The organism is Pseudoalteromonas sp. TB64 (genome assembly GCF_000498095.1).
Classification (GTDB): domain Bacteria; phylum Pseudomonadota; class Gammaproteobacteria; order Enterobacterales; family Alteromonadaceae; genus Pseudoalteromonas.
In genome coordinates this window covers 1-24,284 of record NZ_AUTQ01000071.1, presented here as the reverse complement: position 1 = coordinate 24,284, position 24,284 = coordinate 1, and the positions used below count along the sequence as shown (strand labels likewise).

General features: G+C 36.1%; 25 protein-coding genes. 14 read left to right on the top strand and 11 right to left on the bottom strand.

The features are described from left to right. Positions 1-53: 53 nt before the first annotated feature. From L647_RS0103280 to L647_RS0103265, 4 genes are all read left to right on the top strand, one after another. A complete protein-coding gene (locus L647_RS0103280; RefSeq protein ID WP_024609923.1) occupies positions 54-2,765 on the top strand; it encodes a TonB-dependent receptor in 2,712 nt (903 codons plus the stop codon). A gap of 207 nt (positions 2,766-2,972) precedes the next feature. Further along, positions 2,973-4,112: an aspartate-semialdehyde dehydrogenase gene (gene asd / locus L647_RS0103275; RefSeq protein WP_024609922.1), complete on the top strand. Its 1,140-nt coding sequence runs from the start codon at positions 2,973-2,975 to the stop codon at positions 4,110-4,112. Positions 4,113-4,514: 402 nt separating this feature from the next. Next, on the top strand, positions 4,515-6,404 hold the full coding sequence (locus L647_RS0103270; RefSeq protein WP_024609921.1) for a bifunctional diguanylate cyclase/phosphodiesterase: 1,890 nt from the start codon (positions 4,515-4,517) through the stop codon (positions 6,402-6,404). Between the two features lie 394 nt (positions 6,405-6,798). After that, complete coding sequence (locus L647_RS0103265) at positions 6,799-7,920, top strand: DUF748 domain-containing protein (protein WP_024609920.1); 1,122 nt, start codon at positions 6,799-6,801, stop codon at positions 7,918-7,920. A gap of 95 nt (positions 7,921-8,015) precedes the next feature. On the opposite strand, the gene L647_RS0103260 is transcribed toward L647_RS0103265, so the two are convergent. Then, positions 8,016-8,825 carry an ion transporter gene (locus tag L647_RS0103260; RefSeq protein ID WP_024609919.1) on the bottom strand — a complete coding sequence of 270 codons (810 nt, stop codon included), beginning with the start codon at positions 8,823-8,825 and terminating at the stop codon, positions 8,016-8,018. Positions 8,826-8,924: 99 nt separating this feature from the next. On the opposite strand from L647_RS0103260, the gene L647_RS0103255 reads away from it, so the two are divergent. The 5 genes from L647_RS0103255 to L647_RS0103235 all read left to right on the top strand — a co-directional run bounded on the left by L647_RS0103255 (position 8,925) and on the right by L647_RS0103235 (position 10,871). After that, complete coding sequence (locus L647_RS0103255; RefSeq protein ID WP_024609918.1) at positions 8,925-9,137, top strand: hypothetical protein; 213 nt, start codon at positions 8,925-8,927, stop codon at positions 9,135-9,137. 15 nt (positions 9,138-9,152) lie between these two features. Next, on the top strand, positions 9,153-9,434 hold the full coding sequence (locus tag L647_RS0103250; protein WP_024609917.1) for a hypothetical protein: 282 nt from the start codon (positions 9,153-9,155) through the stop codon (positions 9,432-9,434). A 68-nt stretch (positions 9,435-9,502) separates the two neighbouring features. After that, positions 9,503-9,694, top strand: a complete 192-nt coding sequence (locus L647_RS0103245; RefSeq protein WP_007583223.1) for a YwbE family protein — start codon at positions 9,503-9,505, stop codon at positions 9,692-9,694. Beyond that, entirely contained in the window at positions 9,694-10,212 is a 519-nt protein-coding gene (locus L647_RS0103240; protein WP_024609916.1) for a DUF4240 domain-containing protein, read from the top strand. The genes L647_RS0103245 and L647_RS0103240 overlap by 1 nt, the downstream gene beginning before the upstream one ends. A gap of 197 nt (positions 10,213-10,409) precedes the next feature. Continuing rightward, positions 10,410-10,871, top strand: coding sequence for a hypothetical protein (locus L647_RS0103235; protein WP_024609915.1), 462 nt, complete (start codon positions 10,410-10,412; stop codon positions 10,869-10,871). A 75-nt stretch (positions 10,872-10,946) separates the two neighbouring features. Here the strand turns inward: L647_RS0103235 and L647_RS0103230 are convergent, their stop codons facing one another. The 3 genes from L647_RS0103230 to L647_RS0103220 form a co-directional block, all read right to left on the bottom strand. Continuing rightward, positions 10,947-12,206, bottom strand: a complete 1,260-nt coding sequence (locus L647_RS0103230; RefSeq protein WP_024609914.1) for a Y-family DNA polymerase — start codon at positions 12,204-12,206, stop codon at positions 10,947-10,949. Beyond that, positions 12,194-12,607, bottom strand: coding sequence for a S24 family peptidase (locus L647_RS0103225; RefSeq protein WP_024609913.1), 414 nt, complete (start codon positions 12,605-12,607; stop codon positions 12,194-12,196). The genes L647_RS0103230 and L647_RS0103225 overlap by 13 nt, the downstream gene beginning before the upstream one ends. Positions 12,608-12,689: 82 nt before the next feature. Further along, a complete protein-coding gene (locus tag L647_RS0103220; protein WP_024609912.1) occupies positions 12,690-13,109 on the bottom strand; it encodes a MarR family winged helix-turn-helix transcriptional regulator in 420 nt (139 codons plus the stop codon). 131 nt (positions 13,110-13,240) lie between these two features. Here L647_RS0103220 and L647_RS0103215 point away from each other — a divergent pair, with 131 nt between their 5' ends. The 5 genes from L647_RS0103215 (at position 13,241) to L647_RS0103195 (ending at position 19,389) form a co-directional block, all read left to right on the top strand. Further along, the gene (locus tag L647_RS0103215; protein ID WP_024609911.1) at positions 13,241-13,993 is read left to right on the top strand and encodes a siderophore-interacting protein; all 753 of its coding nucleotides are present in this window, start codon (positions 13,241-13,243) and stop codon (positions 13,991-13,993) included. Positions 13,994-14,119: 126 nt separating this feature from the next. Continuing rightward, positions 14,120-15,109: an LLM class flavin-dependent oxidoreductase gene (locus L647_RS0103210; RefSeq protein ID WP_024609910.1), complete on the top strand. Its 990-nt coding sequence runs from the start codon at positions 14,120-14,122 to the stop codon at positions 15,107-15,109. Between the two features lie 281 nt (positions 15,110-15,390). Then, the gene (locus L647_RS0103205; RefSeq protein ID WP_024609909.1) at positions 15,391-16,404 is read left to right on the top strand and encodes a patatin family protein; all 1,014 of its coding nucleotides are present in this window, start codon (positions 15,391-15,393) and stop codon (positions 16,402-16,404) included. A 424-nt stretch (positions 16,405-16,828) separates the two neighbouring features. Next, a complete protein-coding gene (locus tag L647_RS0103200; protein WP_024609908.1) occupies positions 16,829-18,220 on the top strand; it encodes an alanine/glycine:cation symporter family protein in 1,392 nt (463 codons plus the stop codon). A gap of 137 nt (positions 18,221-18,357) precedes the next feature. Beyond that, the gene (locus L647_RS0103195; protein WP_024609907.1) at positions 18,358-19,389 is read left to right on the top strand and encodes a patatin-like phospholipase family protein; all 1,032 of its coding nucleotides are present in this window, start codon (positions 18,358-18,360) and stop codon (positions 19,387-19,389) included. Here the strand turns inward: L647_RS0103195 and L647_RS0103190 are convergent. The 7 genes from L647_RS0103190 to L647_RS1000000125975 form a co-directional block, all read right to left on the bottom strand. Further along, positions 19,382-20,365, bottom strand: coding sequence for a hypothetical protein (locus L647_RS0103190; RefSeq protein ID WP_024609906.1), 984 nt, complete (start codon positions 20,363-20,365; stop codon positions 19,382-19,384). The genes L647_RS0103195 and L647_RS0103190 overlap by 8 nt on opposite strands. A gap of 167 nt (positions 20,366-20,532) precedes the next feature. Beyond that, a complete protein-coding gene (locus L647_RS0103185) occupies positions 20,533-20,898 on the bottom strand; it encodes a hypothetical protein (protein ID WP_024609905.1) in 366 nt (121 codons plus the stop codon). A 2-nt stretch (positions 20,899-20,900) separates the two neighbouring features. Then, a complete protein-coding gene (locus tag L647_RS0103180; protein ID WP_024609904.1) occupies positions 20,901-21,317 on the bottom strand; it encodes a hypothetical protein in 417 nt (138 codons plus the stop codon). A gap of 261 nt (positions 21,318-21,578) precedes the next feature. Then, positions 21,579-21,749, bottom strand: coding sequence for a hypothetical protein (locus L647_RS1000000125980; RefSeq protein ID WP_158001059.1), 171 nt, complete (start codon positions 21,747-21,749; stop codon positions 21,579-21,581). Between the two features lie 158 nt (positions 21,750-21,907). Further along, positions 21,908-23,209: a zonular occludens toxin domain-containing protein gene (locus L647_RS0103170; protein WP_024609903.1), complete on the bottom strand. Its 1,302-nt coding sequence runs from the start codon at positions 23,207-23,209 to the stop codon at positions 21,908-21,910. After that, positions 23,209-23,628 (bottom strand): DUF2523 family protein, encoded by a 420-nt coding sequence (locus L647_RS0103165; RefSeq protein WP_024609902.1) that lies wholly within the window; start codon positions 23,626-23,628, stop codon positions 23,209-23,211. The genes L647_RS0103170 and L647_RS0103165 overlap by 1 nt, the downstream gene beginning before the upstream one ends. Then, the coding region (locus tag L647_RS1000000125975) for a hypothetical protein (RefSeq protein WP_024609901.1) at positions 23,625-24,284 on the bottom strand (660 nt) is incomplete at its 5' end. The genes L647_RS0103165 and L647_RS1000000125975, both read right to left, overlap by 4 nt.

Sequence of the window (24,284 nt, the reverse complement as noted above, 5' to 3'; positions counted from 1 at the left end):
TTGTATATTAAGCGTCAGGCGCCTCTTTTGTATAACCTGATTAGGATTATCTCATGTCTAAAAAACATAGACTCAATCAAATTACTTGGGCAATTGGCTTAGGTTTAGTTGCACAGTCTACAAGCCTTATTGCCGCCCAATCGGATGAACAGTTTACTAATTCACAAGAAATAGAAGAAGTTGTTGCTGTAGGTACGCGCTTACAAGGCAGCGCAGCCGCTGTTGTTGAAGAGCGTAAAAACCAAGCGTTTGTTGCCGATATTTTAGGTTCTGAACAATTAGCACGTACAGGCGATAGCGATGCTGCATCTGCACTACGACGAGTAACAGGCTTGACGTTAGTAGATGGCAAGTTTATTTACGTACGTGGCTTAGGTGAGCGTTATTCAAGTGCCCGATTAAATGGTGCTTATATTCCAAGCCCTGATTTAACACGTAATGTAATCCCACTAGATATATTTCCTGCCAGTATTATTGAGAGNGTTCAAAAAGCGTATTCGCCAGATATGCCCGCTGCGTTTGGTGGCGGTAATATTGATATAAGAACTAAAACAGCGCCCAGTGAATTTACTGCAGGATTTGAAGTAGGCGTAGGATACGATACGGCATCAGGCGATGGATTTACGTATAATCGTAATGAAGAGGGCATCCCAGAGGCTTTAAACAATGCGATTTCTCAATACCGAGGTAACTTTGGTATTGGTAATATAGTAAGTCGTGAAGGTTTTGTTGATGGTGAGCAAACCCGCGCTGAGCAAGCGACAGCGATTAACAATGCATTGTTAAAGTCACTACCACGTGGGTATGAGCTAAAAGATGAGTCATTAGATCCTCGTTATAATATTAAAGCGCATTATGGCGACAGCTTTGAAGAGTCTTACTTTGGCGGGAAATTTGGCTTTTTACTCGCTGGCGCATATAAAAATGAGTGGGATTTTGAAGAGCGTTTTAGCTCTGTAATTACTCAAGATCTTGAAAATCAGGATGGTTCAATTGATTGTACAACATCGCTTGCCACAGCAGATGATGTATCTAACTCGTGCTACAACACAGTCAAAAATTCACAAGTAACCACTGAAACGCAAAGTTATAACGGATCGCTTAGCCTTTCTTATTCGCTTGGTACACATAGTATTTCAGCTCAACAGCTTTATATTATCGATAATGAAGACGAATCAGAAATTGCTATTTCGCAAAGCCCTGCAGGTAGCTCTACGTTTAGTATTGCAGGCGATGGCGTTGCAAATCGTAACCATGCGTTTAATTACGAAGAGCGCCAATTAAACATTACACAATTTATTGGACAACATACCTTTTTAGATTACATGGGAATAGGTGCCGACTGGCAATACACTGAAGCTAAAGCAACGACAGATATCCCTACTAGTGCAGATTTTGAATTTCGTGATAGTTATAATAACGATGGCAGCTATGCGGGTTCTACTATTACCGGCGATGATAACCGCGTAATTATGTCGTACACAAATATGCAAGAGCGCGTTAAGTCCTACGGCGGTAATCTTACCTTGCCACTGTCTTTTCACGCGATGGAAATTGAGTTTAAGGTTGGTTACGATTTTTCTGATAGGGCGCGACTATTTAATACCTCAAGCTTTGCTATTAACAATAGTGCAGGCTCTGGTATTTCTATTAATGATGGAAGCACTGATCCACTTAATAACAGTGGTTTTTTAACAGACGAATTTATTAATAATAACGCTATTTTAGTTGATTTTAATGAGCCAACAGCGCCTGATGCCGACGATTATATTGCCGCTCAAAAGGTTGATGCCGGTTATGTGTCATTTGATTTTTTTTACGATCAATGGATAAGAGTCAGTGGTGGTATTCGTTATGAAGAGTTTAAGCAAACATCAATTGGTACATCGAGTCTTATTTTTGATCAGCAAGACTTAAATACTTTTTACGATCCTGAAAAAATTGAAGCAGGTTCTATCGTCACAGATGATTGGTATCCTGCATTGTCAGTTACTTACGTAGGCAGTGACAATTATCAAATTCGTTTAGGTTATGGCGAAACGGTTGTTCGACCTGACTTTCGTGAAGTTGTACCGGTAACTTATTACGATCCGTTAACTGATATCAGAACATTTGGTCGTACAGGCATAAAAAGTAGCCCAATTAAAAACTACGACTTACGTTATGAATATTACGGGCAAGCAGGTAATTCATTTAGTGTAGCTGCCTTTTATAAAGATATAACGGCGCCTATCGAAACTGTGCTAAATATTGGTGATGAAGATTACTCTGCGTCATTTATTAATGGCGAAACTGCTGAGGTTTACGGTATTGAGGCTGAATGGCTTCAGGACCTAACGTTTGCTGCAGAAGGCTTATTTACCAGTGGTAACATTACGATAAGTGATTCTGAGGCGTCTATCGATCCTGCACTTGCTGGCACGCTAACTAATCCTAAAAAGCGTATGACAGGTCACTCTCAATACGTAGTTAACTTACAACTTAATTACGATTCACTTGATGGTATGCACAGTAGCTCACTAGTTTATAACGTATTTGGTGAGCGCATATTAGCCGCTGGAGTGGCTAATCGTGATGATGCCTATGAGCAGCCATTTCATTCACTTGATTTAGTTTATACTTTTTATCCTGACTTTAATTCTAAGGTTAAATTTAAAGTTAAAAACTTATTAGATGAAGATCAAAAAGTCACGCAATCAGATATTATTGTTCGCTCTAAAGAGCAGGGCATTACCTTTGACTTAAGTTACAGTTATGAGTTTTAAGCGTTTACTTTAATGTAATACCCCTCGTAAGGGATGAATAAACCCACCGTTAACCCTGTATTTAATACAGGGTTTTTTATGACTATGAAAAAAATTTGAGTTCTACTTTATTCACTAGTTTTAGCGCGCTGGTGGTGTTATTTTGACGTTAATGAAAATTAAATCTCACGCAATGAATTTAATTTTTAATGTATTAAGGCATCTTTTATGAATCAAACAGTGGAAAAAACAATGAAAAAAGTAGGATTAGTCGGTTGGCGTGGCATGGTTGGCTCTGTGTTATTAGAACGTATGCAGCAACAAAATGATTTTGCCCATATCGACACCACCTTTTTCACCACCTCACAAGCGGGTCAATTAGGTCCAGATATAGCAGGCGATGCAAAACCATTACTTGATGCAAGCGACATTAGCGAACTTGCTAAAATGGATATTATTGTTACTTGCCAAGGCGGCGATTACACCAATGCGGTATACCCAAAACTTAGAGAGTCGGGTTGGGATGGTTACTGGATTGATGCAGCTTCTGCACTGCGTATGGTTCAGGACAGCATAATTGTACTGGATCCCGTAAATAAAGATGTTATTGAACAAGGCTTAGCGCAAGGCGTTAAAACATTTGTGGGCGGTAACTGTACAGTATCACTAATGCTACTTGCTTTAGGCGGCTTGTTTGAGCAAGACCTAATTGAGTGGGTAAGCCCAATGACTTACCAAGCTGCATCAGGCGCAGGTGCGCGTAATATGAAAGAGCTTATTGCACAAATGGGCGCTATTCATGCAAGTGTTGCCGACAAAATTGATAATCCAAGTTCAGCTATTTTAGAGATTGATAAAATAGTGAGCGAAACAATGGCGTCAAGCGATTTACCACAAGATCAGTTTGGTGTGCCACTTGCCGGTAGTTTAATTCCGTGGATTGACGTGCCTATGCCAAGTGGTCAATCTAAAGAAGAATGGAAAGCGCAAGTAGAAGCTAATAAAATTTTAGGTTCTTCAAAGCAACCCGTGCCTATTGACGGTTTATGTGTACGTATTGGAGCAATGCGTTGTCATTCACAAGCGATGACCATTAAATTACGTGAAGATATTAGCGTAGAAAAAATTGAAGAAATTTTAGCGTCTCATAATGAATGGGTAAAAGTAATTCCAAATGAGCGCGAAATTAGCGCAACAGATTTAACGCCAGTTAAAGTAACAGGTACTTTAAGTATTCCTGTTGGTCGTATCCGTAAACTTGCGATGGGACCAAAATACATTAGCGCATTTACAGTAGGCGATCAGCTTTTATGGGGAGCGGCAGAGCCACTTCGTCGTATGCTCCGCATAATTGTTGATGATAAATAAACAAGTTTAGTTATTATTTTAAAAAGGGTTGGCAATTTGTCAGCCCTTTTTTGTTTTACTTGTTTATGTTATTCATTTTATAAAAGGGCTATTTTACTTTTAAATAAAGTACGTTAGTTGCGTTATTAGAATTGCATATAAGAATTTCTTCATTATCGTTCTCGCCCTTTTATTGATTTGTTTTTTAGCTTTATAGGTATTTATTTCTATAATGGTTATAGGTTTATTTCAAAGTTGTAATTTTTAAATAAACTTGCTTTAAAAGCATACAGTTTAATATGTTAATTTATACATACGAAGAAATACTAGATGAATATTTAGTGTTAAACCTTCGTAGAGCTATTTTTAATAATTTAATTTAAGTAAACTATCGTCCTTAAAATCGCTATTTAAGTAAAACTAATGACAATAAACACAAATAACTTTATTAACAAGCGTTTAGCTTTTGTTGGCTCATATTTTAATTCTGCAATTATTATAAATACTATCGTGTCTTGTTTTGTTGTTTTTAGTGGTATAAACCACAGTTTTTCTCAAGGAAAGCTTAATTGGTTTTTTACGTTAACGTTCATATCGTTACTGCGTATCGCAAACCATGTTTATGTTAGTAATAACAATAATATAAAATATAACCTCTACTTTTTTGGCGTATTGCTCACCGGTATTACGTGGGCTGCTTTTCCTATTTTATTTTTTGAACAAATGCCGATGCAAGAAAAGTTTGTATCTCTTGTTGTATTTAGCTCTCTTGCTGGTGGCGGCGTTAATGTATTAGCATCAGATATTCGTTCTTCTATATCCTACATAACGTGTTTGCTTGTCCCTTTTAGTATTTTATTGTTGTTACAGCCTATTAGCGATGAAAATATTTTAGGCGTTTTGGGCCTCGTGCTATGGTTTATTTTGTGTTTTGTTACTGCAACGCGTACCGCAAAAGACGTAAAGTCATCAATTAATAACGAACTTAAGTTAGATGAATTTATTGAAAATCTAGAAAAAGAAGTGCAACTTCGTACAGAGCAAGTCATTCTTTTAGAACAAAAAGATAACCTCACTAAGTTATTTAACCGTGGTAGCTTTGTTTCTAATGTTGAACTCGATTTAGCCAATAAAAATAACGACCTTAAAGCTGTTTTGTTTTTAGACATGGATGATTTTAAAGTCATTAATGATAAATTTGGTCATGAGTTTGGTGATTTTGTACTTGCAGAAACCGGTCGTCGATTAGTTAATTCAGAGAAAAAGAATGATTTTATTGTGTGTCGATGGGGCGGAGATGAATTTATCTTTTATTCACGTAATCATACACAAAAAGAGTTATTTGAATGTGTATCCAGACTAGTCGATATGCTAACGCAGCCTGTTATTATGGATAATTACCAAGTAAAACCCTCTTTTAAAGTTGGGTTATATTTTACTCGAGAAGACTTTGATTTATCGCAAGCAATTAAGTACGCTGATGTTGCTATGTATGAAGGTAAAAAAAGTCGTAATGAAATATCTGTATTTGACGAGCGAATGCATGAATCCCTTAAACGAGAAGAAGTGCTTCGTAGCTCAATTAAAGAATGCGTAGAAAAAGGTGATTTTCATCTTTGTTATCAACCCATTGTTGATATAACCAAAAATGAAATTACCACGTTTGAAGTGCTGCTTCGATGGCAGTTTAATGATGAATTTATTCCACCGTCAGAATTTATTGATATTGCAGAGCGATATGGAAAAATTAATTTATTGGGTGAGTTTGTACTCGAACAAGCTATTGCGAGTTTAAGTAAGTTAAATGCAGTAAATAGTAATATTGGATTATCAATAAATGTGTCGGTATTGCAGCTTGAAAACCATAACTTTTTAGAGCTCCTAGTCGGTTTACTAAATACGTACGCTGTTCAACCAAACAATGTTCATTTAGAAATAACTGAAACAGTAATGATCAAAAACTTACCGTATTTATCAAAAGTGATTACCGAGATAAAAAATACCGGTGTGCGTATTTCTATCGATGATTTTGGTACTGGGTTTTCTTCTATATCGGTTTTAAAAGAGCTATCTGTTGATTACATTAAAATAGATAAATCTTACATTGATAATATTTGTGAGTGCTCAAAAGATAAAAGCATTGTATCTGCGGTAACTAAAATGTCGCATATGATAGGTTGCCAAGTTATAGCTGAAGGCGTAGAAAACACAGCTCAGTTAACAGTGTTAGAAAGTCTACATATTGATAAGTACCAAGGCTTTTTATTTAGTAAACCGGTTAAGTTTGATCAAGCACTCGAACTCATAGATTAAAGATACGTAAATTAAAGGCAGTAACAACTTTATACTCAATTAAGCCTTGCTACATAGATTTGCTCTTGTAGTAAGGCTTTGTCGTTTAAGTCACTGTGCTTGTTAGAGTAGAGTGAAATTGCCCGTCAGTGCTTATTATAAACACGGTGCATTGCTTCGATTCGTATTATCCCACCAGCATAATCACACTGATATCAACTTTATCGTTTATTTATATTTACGTATTTATAAACTGGTACAGCCTTTGCTTTATTACCTAAATTAGCCACTTTAATTACAACAGACTCAAATAACTGAGTATTTTAAACCGATGTACGCAGTTTAATTACAATTTTGCGTAGTTTTTACATATTTAAAATACTCATTTGTAAGGTTTTAGGTAAAGGAAATTACAATGAGATCTTTTTCTAACGTATCACACAGTAAATGGTTTAATTCTATAGTGGTAGTTATATTACTGCTTGTTATTGCCAGAATAGCGGCTCCTTACGGGGTACAACAGTATGTAAATTATCAGCTAAAACATACTCAAGGGATTACTGGTCATGTAGGTGACGTAGATTTATTTCTATATCGAGGGGCTTATGCCATTGATGATGTAGAAATTTATGCTGTTAATGCAACCTCATCCCCAAAACCATTACTTGCAGTACAAACACTCGATTTTTCACTTGCATGGTCGGCGCTTTTTAAAGGTAATTTAGTAACAAACATGGCGTTTATGCGCCCTGAAATCGTTATTTACGATAAAGACCCAAGTACAGTAGAGCAAAATAAACAAGTAAAAGACGAAACAACATGGGTAGGGCTTGCTAATAATTTAGTGTTGTTTTCTATCGATACACTAACTATAAAGCAAGGAAAGTTAACCTTAGTTAATTCAACTAACAGCGGTGAAAAACCAACTTTTATATCAAATATTAATGCCGAAATTAAAAATATTACTAATGCTGAAAACTTATCAAAAACACTTGTAACAACTTTAAAGGTTGAGGGAGCATTAATGGGCGAGGCAGCCTTAAAACTTAATGGCAAACTTGATCCCTTTAGTAAACAGGCTAATTTTGACTTAAATGCAGAGGTGCAGCGTTTTTCAGTTAAAAACCTCGATACTGTATTTAAAGTGTATACACCGTTTGATATTGAAGCGGGTGGCATTGATGGCGCTATGGAATTGGTGGCTAAAAATAATAATTTAAATGGCTATGTAAAAGCGGGTGTTCAAAACTTGAGTGTTTTTTCTTGGCGAGAAGATATAGAAAAAGATGATGATGGGGTGTTTACAGCAATATTTGAAGGCAGCGTTGATTTGCTAAGTACCATACTAGAAAACGATGAATCTAAGCTTGTAGCAGCGCGCATTCCTATAAATGGTCAGCTCGACAATGCAGATGTGTCGACTATTGAGGCTGTTATTTCAGTATTGAAAAATGCATTTTTTGATGCCTTTAAAATGAAAGTCGATAATGTCATATCTTTTGAAGATATGAATAACGAATCTACAAATGATGAGTGAAATGAGGGGGCTTTGTAATACTTATAAGTTGACGCTTAGCCCTAAAAACACCCACTTTTAAATATAAGTGGGTGTTTTAATATTGGTTATGCATATTATTCTTTGGGGTTACTCAATAATTCTTTTAACTCTGCAATTTGAGCTTGTAGTTCGCTTACTTGGCCTTGTGTTGCAGGGAGTGACTCGTTATCTGCAAGCTCTTCTCGGGCATTACGATGCTCTTCGCTCATTACTTCAAGTATTGCGCCTACCATCATATTTAAAAATACAAATGCGGTTAAAAATATAAAGGTTAAATAGTAAATCCAACTTAAATCATATACCGCCATTGTTTCGTACATTATGTCGGTCCAATCTTCAAATGTGGCTATTCTAAATAATGTAAGCATTGATATAGATACATCTTGCCAAAGCACGGGGTTTATTTCAGCAAACATCATGCTACCCATTGCGGCGTAAATGTAAAAAATAACAAACATTAAAAGCGCTATATAACCCATTTGCGGAATTGCTTTAAACAATGAATTAACTAATAAGCGCAGCTCTGGGATCATAGACACCAATCGCAATACTCTAAATATGCGAAGTAATCGCGCAATTAACATGGTAGAGCCTGCCGCAGGGTATAAACTACCTAACACTATAATGGTGTCGAATATATTCCACCCTTTAGAAAAGAAATCTTTTATACCTTTACTTGCAACAAAGCGAATAGCTAATTCAATCAAAAAGAATGCCGTTATGCCTATATCCATCCAATTTAGAGCAAGTTCTACCGTTGGATGTAGTGAGTAGGTATGTGCGCCTACAGTCAAAGCAGAAACAATTATTACAGCTATAACAAATGATTGAAATATCTTGCTTTTGTCTATACGCTGAAACAACCTTTGCAACTGCGACATCATAATAGTGGGTCCTGTGAGGAATAAGATTTTATGGCGCTAATATACAATAACATTGTAATAATTTAACGTTTTTTCGATATAGAAAGTGTAAGGAAGTTAATGTTTATCAATAAACTAAAAAATAGTGCATTACTTATTGTTGGGTTGTGTGTTTTAGCCGCTTGTAGCTCTGAAACCCGCTTTCATGAAGTTCAATCGGCGCGCCTTGATGAGTGCAATTACAAAGCAGACAAAGAATATTATGAATGTTTAGATAATCAAGATTCTAATTATGAAGAATTTAAAAAACAGCAACAAGCAGATACCAAATAAGTAGCATTATTATTTATGACTAAAACTCAAAAACTACGAGATAAACAAATTCGCCTAGCGCTAACTGTTGCGTGCGAAACAATAAAAGAAACGGTATTTGGCTTTGATTACCTAACGCATACGGTCGATTTAAATAATGAAGCCAGTACATTAAAAGTTATGTGCTACTTTAACGACGAAATTGCGCTTGAAAATGCAAAACCACAACTCGGCGACTTAGCGGATATAATACTTAAGCAACTCGCAAGTATTAAATTGAATGTAAAACCAGCACACATCTCATTTTTAGCCAATTAACAGCGGTTTAGTTGGTATGACATCACATGGACGTTATAATTAGATAAATTATTTTTAGGGTTTAAATTATGGCTGTTCCTACGCGTTCGCAAATTTCACCAGGCACAACAGTAAATATTGTATTAAAAGAAGATCAACGCAGCGGTACATTGACCGAAGGTGTTGTTGAACGTCTTTTAACTAAATCGCCTAATCACCCACACGGTATTAAAGTTCGTTTAGAAGATGGTCAAGTTGGCCGAGTGAAAGAGATTTTATAATGGCAGCATTAACAGAGCATGCTTTTTGGGATTTAGTAACCGCTCCAGATTTAGGGCTTGATCCGCAAAGTGTAAGCGACAATTTAAAAAGTAAATTAACAGATTTAACCGACCAACAACTTATAGAGTTTGATAAGTATTTTGGTATAAGCATGCGTAAATGTTTTACGTGGGATTTATTTGGCGCAGCCTTTGTTATGGCTGGCTGTAACGATGATTATGGCTTTAGTGAATTTAGATGTTGGTTGATTTCGCGCGGTAAAACAGTGTTCGAAAACGCCTTACTCAATGCCGACTCAATTGCACAGTGCTCACCTGTTTATTTTTTAAATGAACAACCTTATCCGTATATTGATGAATACGATTTAATAGCAGGCTTGTTATACGAAGAACGTAACGATGACGAACTGCCGTTTATTCCATCAGGAAGCGACGAGCCTCAAGGTAAGCGATTTAAAGACAAACCTAAGTTTTTAAAGTTAAGTTATCCTTTATTATTTGCTAAATATTGGCAGTGATTTGTATTTAATCGTTTTGTTGTTTAGGTACGTATTTAATAGCGTACTTAACAACAAAATGATTAGTTGTAGTATCTAATCGCTGTAGCACGACTTCTCTCCTTTTATAGTAAATCTCTGTTATAGTTGTAAAAAGTTAAGTAGCTAAGCATTTTTCGCTTGTCTAACACATTAACTCTCGAGGATACACACACGCAATGAAATATATAACATTTGCTTTGCTAGCAATTACATTTACAAGTGCCTACGCTTTTAGTGAGCCAAGTAATAAAACGCGTTTTATTCCTCTTTTAAAAACTAAATTAGGTGCTTATGAGGTTGTGTCGGCTAACTCGGCTTTGTGCGTTAATAGCCGTTTAAGCTTACAAGATGAAAAAAATGCTTCAGCGGGATTTAAATTAGGTAACGAAATTATTTTTGGACCTTTACATAACGGAACACAAACCACTAAAAAACCTAACTTTTGTTTTATTACGAGTTCATTAAAATATAAAAGTGATGGTCTTGAAAATAGTTTAAGAATGAGTCGTTGTGAAAATCTTGCCAACGAAAAAATAATAAATCAAAGTATTAAATTTTTACCTAATAATGTCATTACATACACGTTAAGTGAACCAAGTGTAGAGTGTACATTTAAGCAAACAGATATCAGTAAATAAACATTAGCCATTTAAGTTGCTCTATTAGCTAATTAAGCTAATAGGCATTACTAAGCTGGCTAATGGCTACTCACGTTACTCGCAATGTATTTTTGGTATGTCGCGCCAGCGAGTTGTGTACTGAGGTGATAAAAAAGCTCTGTTCATATGCCAACGATCATTTAACTTACTGCTTGCTAAGCTAAGCATTCCTTTTCCATAACGTTTATTAACCGCATCTAGGCAGTTCATTAGTTGTGGATTGTCATTGCATTTATTAAACAAATCATCTTGTTGAAATTGCTGCGAAGTAAGCTCTAAAGCACCTACACCGCATTTGTAAAAGCGCACTGCCGGTTGGTATATTTGCCCAAACACTTCTGAAATTGCATTTGCCATAACGCAGGTATCGTTAGTAGGATTAGTAAATTTATACACAAACGATTTTTTATAAAAAATGTTCTCGTGAGAGGAGCTTGCAGCAAATATATAAAGCTGATTTGTTAAAGATTTTTGTGCCCTCAGTTTACTGCCTACAATTGTTACGTGATTAATAAGCGCTGTTTTAAGTGCCGTGGGCTCGCATATCCGCTCTCCAAAACTACGAGTCGAAAATATTTCACGTTTATCTTGTCTTACATCATCCCAGTTTAAGCATGTTTCGCCGTTAAGCTCTCTTACTGTACGCTCTACTACTACACTAAAAGTGCGGCGCATGGCACTAGGGTTTTGCTGTGCTAATTGCCATGCCGTATGTATGTTCATTATTTTAAGTTTTTTAGCTAAGCGTTTACCTATGCCCCATACATCTTGGCAACTCATTCTTTGTAAAATAGCGTGTCTAGATCCCTCTGTGTCTATAACAGCAACTCCATTAAAGCCAGACAACTTTTTAGCGGCATGATTAGCTGCTTTTGCAAGCGTTGGGGTAACCCCAAAACCCACGCCTACAGGTAACTTGGTTTCTCGCCATACAGTACGCCTTATAATATGACCGTAGTCGTACCAACTACTTATAAGTGGTGTATAACCATTAAAATGTAAAAACGATTCGTCAATACTATACACGTGTTGAGTATCGCAAAAGCGAGCAATTACGTTCATCATTCTATCGCTTAAATTGGCATATAGTTCGTAGTTACTAGAGCGAACAATTACGTTATTTTGCTCAAGCAAATGCTTCACTTTAAAGTAAGGACCAAATTTAGGAATATTTAAACGTTTTGCAATAGGGCATACCGCACATACACACCCATCGTTATTTGTAAGTACAACAACGGGTTTAGAACGAATAGCAGGGTCAAAAACTTTTTCGGCGCTGGCATAAAAAGACACCGCATCAACTAAGGCATACATGAAAGTAACTCGGGGTTTTGTCTGTGTAATCTAATAGATAAACTAACCACGCCTTCAAGCTGAAACTCATCACTGGGTGTAAGTTGCACTGGTTTATATAAAGGGGATGCCGATAAAAGCCGTGCATTGGTTTTATCAAGTAACTTACATACAAATAAGCCATTTAAATTAGCAACAATTACATCACCATCTTTAGCTTGCTCTGCACGGTCTACTAATAATAAGTCACCCTGAAAAATCCCCACTTCTTGCATAGAGCTGCCAGAAGCAACCCCAATAAAGGTCGCATCAGGGTGCTTAATTAATAATTCATCAAGCGATACACCAAGCTCGCTATATTGTGCAGCGGGAGATTCAAATCCACATACACCGGCTTCTATATAAATAGGAATAACAAACATAAAGGTCAACCAAAACGCATATACTGTATAAGTGTACAGTATATGCGTTTTGTTTAACTTATGCCAAGTAATGCATTAAAGATCATTGCATGTTTTTGATCATTTTTTTTGCAGTGTCTAAAAAGTCATTGATTTGTTGAGGGTTTAAATTTTTACACATTTGCTCGTTAACACATTGCTCTGCATTTAGTAATTTATCAAAAAGTGCTGTGCCTTGAGAGGTGAACGATAAAATAAAACAGCGTTTGTCTTGCTCACTCGCGCATTTATTTATTAAATTTAAAGCAATTAGCTCTTTAACCAAACGTGCTATTTGTGCTTTATCGCGTTGAGTTTTGGTCACAATGTCGTTTGCTGTGCAGTTACTAGTAGCAGCAATAATATGCAAGCAACGCACATGCATTGCATTTAAATCAAGCTCGCTAGCATTAATGGCTTCACGTATTGTTACACGGTAGTTTTGCATTAATACAAAAAGTGTATTGGCAAGAGAAGAGTTCATAATAAATCCATAATGGTTGACAATATCAATTAAATTGCTATAGTTGATTTTATCAACCAATGGGGCGTTGTGCAATGTCTGCTTTCAGCAGCTTATTATTTAAATCCAAGTTTTGTAAAACGAGGTAATACATGAGCAAACAAATTCGCAAAGCTAACGTGTTAAGTACAAAGCAAATTACACCGCATTTACAGCGTATAGTGCTAGGCTCTGATGAGTTTAAAGATTTATCAACAAGCTATATTGGAAACTACGTAAAAGTGTTGATCCCCAAAGATCATAAAATAGATTTAGATATAAAAACGGCATGTATACGTTCGTATACTATTAGAGACATAGACCCTGAAAACGGGGCAATAACACTCGATTTTGTTATAAATATGCACCAAGGTCCTGCAACACAATGGGCGCAATTAGTAAAAGTAGGCGACGGGGTGGCTATAGCTGGTCCTGGACCTAAAAAGCTTGATAACTATGACCACGGTCATTATGTACTATTGGGCGATTTAACCTCAGTAAATGCAATTAAAGCCTATTTACAACTACTGCCAAAAACCGCCAACATCGATGCGTTTATACATGTACCCACAGCGCAAGACATTATCAGTTTAAATACAACGCGTAACGTAAATTGGTTAGTTACCAGCACTCCCGACAAAAGCATGCTAAATGCATTAAGTAACTTAGAAATAAGCGAACAACCTCCTATTGTATTTATGGCATTAGAAGCAGGGCTTGTACGTAAAGTTAAAACACAATTAGATGAACGCTTTTCTATACCGCGATGTAACATAGTTTCATCGGGATATTGGAAAAAAGGGCTTAACTCAGAACGCTACAAGCAACTACGCCAGCGCGATGCTGAACTGGCTCGAATATCTTAGAGCTAAATAACATATGCATATTTACTTTTATACACTCAAGTAACTTGAATTGATCTCATAGCAGTCCCATTTAAGTGTTTTATACTAATAACATATTATTAGTATGCATTTTTAGGAGCTGCTATTTTGTTAACTAATATTCCTTTTTCTTTATTAGAGCTTGCACCAATGCCTCAAGGGGCAACGGTATCCGAAACCTTACATAAAACTACCAAGTATGCACAAAGAGCCGATGAATTAGGCTTTAATCGTTTTTGGCTCGCTGAGCATCATAATATGCCCGGTATTATATGCGCAGCCACGTCTATTTTAGTTGGACATATTGCAGGCAACACTAACAATATACGTGTGGGATCGGGCGGTATTATGCTACCAAACCATTCACCTTTAGTTGTTGCTGAACAATTTGGCACATTAGAAAGTTTATACCCAGGAAGAATTGATTTAGGACTAGGGCGAGCACCAGGCAGCGACCAAGTAACAAGCCGCGCATTAAATAGCGATATGAGCCGTGCAGAACGCTTTCCCCAAGAAGTAAGCGAGTTACAAACCTTGTTAGGTCCTTATAACGGCACGCATCCTATACGTGCTATTCCTGGCGAGAACACCAATGTTCCTATTTGGTTATTAGGTTCAAGTTTATTTAGTGCGCAACTTGCAGCACAAAAAGGGTTACCGTATGTATTTGCAGGGCATTTTGCACCGCGCTTTGTACACGACGCAATAGCGCTGTATAAACGCGAGTTTAAAGCATCAAGCGTACTTGATAAGCCATACGTCATGCTTGCACTGCCTTTAGTGGCAGCAGACACTGACGATGAAGCGCAGCACTTATCTACAACGTCAAAGCAACGTGTTTTAGCTTTAATTAGAGGCAAAGAGCTGTGGTTAAAACCACCTGTAGATACAATGGATGGTTTATGGAGCGAGCAAGAACGCGCTCATGTAGAAAACTTTTTAAGCTTAAGTGTAACCGGCGGTCATGTAAGTATTAAACACAAGTTAGAAATGATCGTAAAACAACTCGAAGTTGATGAGTTTATATTTACTAACGACTTATTTGATGAAGAAAAACGCCATCGTGCCCTCGAAATATTAATGGAAATAAAGCATTAGCATATAGTTAGTTAAGCAAGCGTACACCTTGTCTTTGTTAAGGTTGCAGGCATCAATAAAGAACATTCATTTTATACATTGAATTGATTTATGTGATGTCTGTAAAATTGAAAAACCAGTCTTTTGAAAGAGTAATTAACTTATATTAAGTCAATTTATCGACCATATAGCGTTCTATTTTATCAATCGAACTGATTTAAACAATCAATTTTAAGATATTACTTTTATTTATTACACTGTATGTATTAAACCAAACATCATTAAATAAAGGTAGGTTCACCGTGAAGTCTCTAAATAGCGCAACAGCTAATTCAGTTAACAAAACAGCGCAGCCAAAAGTTGCACTGATTGCTGAAGGCGGTGGGCAGCGAGGGATATTCACAGCCGGCGTACTTGATGCTTGGTTAGAGCAAGAGTATGACCCATTCGACTTATTTATTGGCACCTCTGCAGGTTCGCAAAATTTAACTAGCTATTTAGCGCGTCAAAAAGGCTATGCAAAGCGTTTAATTAGAGGGTTGTCTCGTAATAAACGGTTTTTTCAATTAGGTCGAGGATTAGTGGGTAAACACATAGTCGATTTAGATTGGTACTTTGACAAAACCACCGAGGTAAACAGAGCCATAGATTTTAAAACGGCTAAAACCAGTTTAGGTGATCGCGAGTTACTTATTACAGCTACTAATGCACGAGACAGAAAAGCTTACTTTTTATCGCCAACAGGCGAAAGCCAGCAATGGCGTGAACTTTTAAAGGCATCAAGTGCATTGCCATTTTTGTATAAACAAGGCGTAAAACTAACACCTTGGTTAAACGCAAAAGCAGCTAACGAAACACACTTAGTTGAAGAACAAACTCAAAGTGACTTTTATCTCGATGGCGGTTTAGCAGCACCTTTACCAGTTCGTGAAGCGTATAACCGTGGTGCACGTAAAATTGTAGTAATAAGAACGGTAGATGCTAACTTTCAAGCGCAATCTGCATGGGTTCAAAAGTTAAGAACATTTGCCATTGCATCAGGTTACTGCCCAAAAACATTAGATTACTTAATACAACACGAGCAAGCTTATTTAGATGAACTTAATTTTATTGCTAATCCACCAAGTGATGTAGAAATAATACAAATTTTTGCAGACGAAAAACTACATAGTAAATTATTAGGTAGTTCGAATGACGACTTACGCTTTGACCACAAGTTAGGATTAGATGCAGGTCGCTCATACCTAGCAATGCAAAATTTACATGTTAACAGTAATAACCACTATGGTGCAGCTACACAATACAGCTATAACTAAGCTGTAAATCAACAGCCAAATTGTAAATATAATTAATAAATAGCGCATAACTTTATGCGCTATTTTTTTGCCATTCTTAATCCTCATTACGCCTAATATAAATATTACTGCATCAAAATAAAAACTATTACATCCCGCACACGCAAAACAAAATACTGAATCTTAAAAAGATATTATTGATTTTTTAACTAATCAATATAAAGTGTAGTTGTGATTTATTATTCACATTTATAGAAATAAAATTCAATGTAAAATGTGCTTGCTTACAGATTATTAAACACCAATACATGCTTCACTATGAGGTAAATTAAAACTTAAAAGCTATTATGTTTTAATGTTTAACAAACGTTTTAACGACGCTGCATGCAGAGTTTAAAGTCGGTGCTAACATAAAGTAAAAGTATAAAAATAAAAGGGATTAGTAATGTTCGATACCGTAGTAAAAAGTGTAAATAACCTTTTGTGGGGAGAGGGCCAAGTACTTATTTATATTTTACTATTTACCGGTATTTGGTTTTCTGTTCGTTTAAAAGGCATCCAAATATTTAAGTTTAAGCACATGTTTAGCTTACTTAAGGGCAGTAGCAAATGTAAAAAAGATGATATTTCATCATTTCAAGCGCTTTGTACGGGGCTTTGTGCGCGGGTAGGTACCGGTAATTTAGCCGGTGTAGCGGTTGCAATTTCACTTGGCGGCAGTGGCGCTATATTTTGGATGTGGGTAATAGCCATATTGGGTATGGCTACAGGCTTTGCTGAAAGCGTACTTGGGCAAGTATATAAAGTGCGCGATAGTGGCGGCGAGTTTAGAGGCGGTCCTGCGTATTATATTCAACAAGGTTTAGGTAGCCGCGCATTTGCAATTGTGTTTGCCGCATGTTTATTTTTAGGTTACGGCTTTACGTTTAGCGCAATGCAAACTAACACAATTACCGACGCACTTAATTACGCGTTTGAAGTTCCTACATTTTACTCAGGTCTGGTTATTACCGTACTCGCAGGCTCAATTATACTCGGTGGCTTTAAAGCAATTGCCCGGTTTGCAGAGCGCGTTGTACCAATAATGGGCATTGTGTTTGTACTCGCAGCCGTAATTATTACTATTATAAACTTCACTCAAGTACCCGCAATGCTTAAAGATATATTTTTATCGGCGTTCGGTTTACAAGAAGCCGGCGCCGGNATTAAAAACGGTATACAACGTGGTTTATATTCTAACGAGGCGGGCGCAGGTAGTGTGCCGCATGCATCAGCAAGTGCGAGCCCTATTCCTAATCATCCTGTAACGCAAGGTTACATACAAATGTTAGGCGTATTTTTCGATACAATCGTACTGTGTAGCTGTACTGCGGTGATCATTTTATTAGCCGATGTAGACATAAGCGGCGAAATGGAAGGCATTCGTTTAACACAAAGCGCGATGACCGCTCATTTAGCACAAGGTGGAGTTTATTTTGTAGCTGCCGCTATTACCTTATTTGCTTTTACATCGGTGGTGGCAAATTACGCCTATGCAGAGAGTAACTTGCACCTATTTAAGCTCGACAACAAAGTAGGGCGCGGCATTTACACTTTGCTTTATTTATCAATGATGTTGTGGGGTGCATCGGCCACCTTAAAAGAAGTCTGGGATTTAGCCGATATTGCCCTAGGGTTAATGACAGTCGTTAACGTTATCGCTATTATACTGTTAACGCCAACTATTTTGTCTGTTACCAGCGATTACCACGCACAAAGAGACAAAGGTTTAGATCCCGAATTTAAAGTAAAAGATGTAAAAGTACAGGGCAAATGCGAAGACGGCATTTGGGATTAACTCACGTATTTTAAGCACACTTGACTATAAAAATCGGTTTTATGGCAACATAAAGCCGATTTTTATTTTGCATAAATATTCACTTTAAATATTGTAAAAAAACTATAGCAACCAAAATAAAAGGCACAATTTTTTAGATGATCGAGATTCACGCAGGGAAAACAGCGGCTAAAATTATTAACGAACAGGGTTTTAAACCTGAACTTTTTACCTCTTTTTTGGGTGCGAGTGGCGGTCCTAAATGGTTTACATTATTTGGTTTAGATAAATATATTTTTGGTGAATTTTTTAAAAATCGTACTCAACCACTTAATTTAATTGGCTCATCTGCCGGCGCTTTTCGCTCTGCATGTTTTGCACAAAACGATTCCGTTGCTGCCATTGAGCGCTTAGCAAAATCGTATTCGCAAACCCGATACTCAAGTAATAAACCAACACCAAGTGAAATAACAATAAAAGCGCGCGCATTACTTGAAGATGTTTTTGGCGATAACGGTGTAACTGAAATTATAAATAACCCCATATTTAAAGCCCACTTTATAGTGGCAAAATCGAATGGCTTTATTGCCAGCGAAAATAAATTAATACAGTTAATGGGTTTATCAAAAAGTTATATGTTAAACCGCGTTAACCGAAAATTATTAGGCTCACAGTATGAGCGCTTTATATTTGGCCCAGCAACAAGTGACTTATCAATTACCGACAGCTACAATTTTAAAACACAAAACATAGCGCTTACTCAACATAATTTAAAAGATGCATTACTTGCATCGGGTTCAATACCGCTTGTTATGCAAGGCATAAAAAATATTACAGGCTCGCCGCAAGGTATGTATCGCGATGGCGGAATAATTGATTACCACTTTGATTTAAAAATTAATAACCCAGGCTTAATTTTATATCCGCATTTTAATTCAGAGCCAAAAGCAGGGTGGTTCGATAAAAATTTAAAACGTAAAGTATCACCACTTAATTACGATAATGTAGTGATGATCACCCCATCAAAAGAATTTGTAGCAAGCTTACCTTACGGAAAAATCCCAGATAGAAATGATTTTACCGATCTTGATGTAGATACACGTATTAAATATTGGAATACCGTTTTTAGTGAAACTGAAAAATTGGCTGAGGCGTTTGATAACAAGGTAAATAAAAATAATATTAGGTAATAGTTAAACCATAACATTCTCTTTCTGAGTTATATATCCTATTAAAGCATTGATAAGCAACACACTGATTATAATTTCTCAGCATATTCAAATCATTATAGATTGGATCATATATCACAGTCTTTTTCATACGCTTATGAACATCGATAATGTCTTTCGAGGTTGAAGTATCTATGTCTATGTATGAGAAGATATAACGAATAAAGCTATTTGAACTTAAGTTGAAATCAAAATTTATAGAATTATTATTAGTAATAGGCTCACTAAAGCCTCGATCAGATAAGGCACAAGTTTTTTCTGAATAAGTGTAAACATAAACGAATAAAAAGTTATTTTTACTTTCGAACATATCTTTAACAACATCTTCAATTAAAACTCTGCCAGTATTATTAACAGGGTTTAGTAAAAGAAAAATTATTGAAAGCCAATCCTTATATTCTTTATTAGTTATGTTATATAAATTACAGATATATGCTGAATGAGGTTGATTACCTGTTAGTATTTTCTGAAACTTTGAATTTTCTATTGGGTCTAAAGGTTGAAGATATTTCAAATCAGGAAAAGTATTTATAACTTTTCTGATTGAATGTGGGTTTCTTATGAAGTTTAAAAATTTGGTAAAAAATATATTTGTAATTTCGATAGATACGTTTCTATTATTCTCAGATATCTTTTTAAGTAATGAATTTGTATTTTGTAGTATTTTTGATTCGTATTTATAAAATAGAGATTCGAAATTATACCTAAGAGAATTATCCAAAATATCAAAGCTGAAAATATCTATATCTTTTAGGTTGTTACTTATCTTTATACCTTTTTTATTCTCTAGAGAAAACTCATAATTATTTCTATCTTTAATACTAAAACTGTAAATTTTCATATTTGAATCATTACTAGCATAAGGATTAATAGCATTTAACTTTTGCTCAGCTTGAGATATAAAGTGATGCTTTTTACTTTTATCAATTAGACTCATATGGTTACAGGAATTATAAGATGACTTAATTAGTATTATATTATAGGAATTGAAATAGAAGTCTACTACAATTACCACCCATAAATTACGGTATGTAGTTAATAAGAAAAGGGCGAAAAGCCCTTTTATATTAGTAGTTTAAGTTGATTGTAACCCTTGACAGATGGTCAGTCTTTTCTTGCACGTTCACAAGAATTATCCATCATCATTTTATTCCTATCAGATTGAATTTCGCTATATTCTTTAGACCAAAAACGACAAACTTCATCATTAGTTTTTCTTGCATTATTAATAGAATTCCGCTTTTGATTGTTAATTTTCATCATCTGATTAGCTTCATTTTTTATTTTAAGAGCCTCCGTTTGTAATCTTATTTCAGAACTTTTCCTTTCAAATTTCACTTGTTTCATCGATTCCGCCATGGCATCAGAGGCGACTTTTAGTTTATATAAGCCAATTGCTTCATCAGCTCCAAGAATTGTTAAACCAGCGAAGGTTAGTGATAAATAAAGTTTTATATAATTAATTTCCATATTTAGCTTCCTGTCCTTTGAGAAATTTCACCAATTATATTAAGTAATTGGTCTTGTAAGTCGGATAAGTATAAATCTTGAGTTTTATAGTTTTGCTTAAGAGCTTTGTACATAGATTCTGATTTTCTAGCAGACCATTTGTAGCGTTGGACTAACTGAACATCAGAGGGATTAACCTTCCCCCAAGGTGTAGACATTGTATGATCATCTACGGAAATTTTACAGTCTGCCCATGCTCCAGTAGCAGGTAAATAACCACGATAAATAATAGCCGTTAATTTCTCTACAGGTAAACTTGCTTTACCCGCTTTAATATATCGCCTTACTTGCCTTTCACTAACACCTAATTCCTTAGCTCCTTTAGCGTAGTCGTAACCAAATAAAGAAAGAAACTGTTTATGGAATTCTGATTTAAACATTGTGATTTTTACTCCTGTTAAAAAAATCTCAATGCAAAATCGGCATAAGTGTTAATTTTCGCTCCCCCCCTATTAGTATACGGGGGGAGGAGTTTTTCCTTAGCTTCTGCATTACTCTAAATTCCGTATTGGTTTATCAAGGGCGCAAGCGCGGTATTTGTGTAACTAAAGGCATGGTTTGCGCTTCGCTTGGTAACGACCGACAAACAACAATGATAAATTAATATTAGTGTACGGTCTACATGGCTACGCCATTAAAATCTATTCAGCATTTTTTTTAGCATAAGTTAAAAGAACCTCAAGCAAATCATGTTCACGAGAAAGTGAAATAAGCTCTTGCTCTAAATCATTTAGCCTTACTGGTTTAGTTGGTAACTTTTTTGGCCTTCCTGCACCTTCACGTGCTCCACCCCAATATTCATTTTTATACATAATTGCCTCTAATTATTAGCCTGGTATTTGGTTAATGTAAAATAAATCAAATTCCAGGCATATGAATAATGTAACAACAATCAAATGCCAGGATAAAAGAAAGGCTGTTAAATAATCAGCTACGCTCAGGCTTCGCTTGGCTGATTATTTTAAACGGCTTATAAAGATGATAATAAAGAAACGTTTGCAGTTTCTTGTTTTTCACTGACTGGCTGGTCATAAGGGTTGGGTGTGCAAAAAGCACGGTATTCAAAATCGCCTTGGGTTATTAAAACATTACAGGGGCTAATATATTTCATAGTAAAACCCATTCCCATTAGTTCATATGAATCAATACTAAAAACCCCATACCTATCTGTAATAAATTCAAATATAAATTCCCTCGTTGTTGTGTTAGTTCTTCGAACCTCTTGAACAGCAGTAACAAAAACATCCTTAGGACTGTAAGGTAATTCTAAAAGAATAGGTTCATTACTGCGAACCGAAACAAAACCATGAGTAGTATTAGAAATAATATCTTTCTGATTATTCTCAGTGCTTTGAGCAACGGATTCTTGCAAATGCTCCATATTTGTTTCATCACCGGAAAAATACCAAAACCAATAACATATGCAAAAAAAGATAGCAGCAACTGGAAAGGCAAAAACAGGACTGTATAAGAAATTTTTACCTTGTCCTTTTGTAACACCTCCGGTAGCTGTCGACTTGTAACACTTGTGTACTTCGATTGGGATTTTCTTCCAGACAATGGTACTGGATTTATTTGGAGTTTTTCCGTCAAGTTTTGGGTTGTGATCGAATATTCTTGGTCGTCTATTGTAGTAAGGGACGGCTGCGAGTCCATCGAAATATTTGTGTGCGTAGGCGTATTGGCTAACGTTTCTAATATATTTGTGGACGCTGGTAATATCGGGGGTACAAACGATAATGTCCCAGTTGTATTTTCTATGTCGCATGTAACACTCTTTGAGTGTTTTGGGATAAATAATGTAGCCATGTTCGTTAAATAACTCCCTGCCTAAGTCGTCAGTATCGCCACTAGTTAAATTTTCAGGTTTAAATTTTTCTAGTTGCTCGTAATGATATTCATACCAGTAATCGGGTATCAAATCTTTATAAGTATCAATATGTTTATAATTACAAGATTCAGGTTTAAAAGTTGCCTCGGTTGGATAAACATCTTGCACTTCATCAATTAAAACTAAAGCGCCCGTTGGCATCCAGTGATACCAATTCCGCCACAAACTTTGACCTTCTGAATTTTGTGAAGATAGCCGCCACAATTGTGCTGATTCTGGGAATGTCTCTTGTAATTCTGTTTCTATTTCTTCGAGCGGTAAAATACCCTCAATATTAGTGACAACGAGACGACCTTTTCTAAGGGCTGGCAACACTTCAAACCACGTGGCACTAGCAGATTTAAAAGAGCCTGGAGCGCCATGAAAAATTGAACTAGCCATTAAAAAAACCTCATTACATATCTAGCCACAAAAGCTTGAATAATTATATTCAAACCATCAAATAACCTCATATCAACTAAAGCAGCTTGAACATCTTGTGGTAAAGCAGTTGCAGCATTGGCAATTTGTGAACCTACTTCAAAGCTTTCTAATATCGTTTTTGCAACAGACCAAGATAGTTTAGCGGCTTCAATTTGAGCGTTGATTTTAAACAAAACAACTTTTTCTAAAATGTAAGCTACTGCACGTTGAAAAAAACTAGGTATATCATTATCAAAAAAATCCCAAATATCTTCTATAAAATTACTAGCTGTTGTTGCAGCAGCTTGAATACCTTGCCCAACTTCGACAGGTTCGTCAGCACCAAAGACCACGAAAGGTGCAAAAATCAAAATAAGGAATAGTGTTTTTTTAATCATCGTTCATTACTCCCAAGAATAATATATAAAGCAGACATGGTAGAAATCAATAAAATAGCAGGTGCAAGCATTTGAAAAAAAATAGCAAAACGTGACAAACCCAAATCTACAGTTACGCCTTTTATAGTTTCGTTACGTTCTTCATAACCCCCAGATAGATTAGGATTAATATCAAAAATACCACTCGATTCATTTTTAACAAGTTCGATATAATCTAAAAATTCTGTTTTCTTTTCTTCTATCTCAGCGCTAACTTGTGCCAAATCTTCGTCAGTAAAAATACCATTCAAACCTCCCTCTTTTCTTACGCCTGAAATAGTAAAATCAGTAGGTTCTGTATTTTCTTCAATTTCTTCCAGTAAATCATTTCCCTTTTGTGAGTCAGATTTAAGACCTGCTAATAATTCATTTGAGGTTTGTATTTCTTGGGCAACACGATCTAAACGTTCATTATTAGATTCAGTTGCAGTATTTAGATTATTATTAATAGCATCTAAATTCTGGTTTATTTTATTTGTTGCATCCAAGGTGTCCTGAGATTCGCTAGGGTCAGTAGGGTCAGGGTCAGGAGTCGGATTTGGGTCAGGAGTCGGATTTGGGTCAGGAGTCGGATTTGGGTCAGTCGGGTCAGTTGGGTCAGTCGGGTCAGTCGGGTC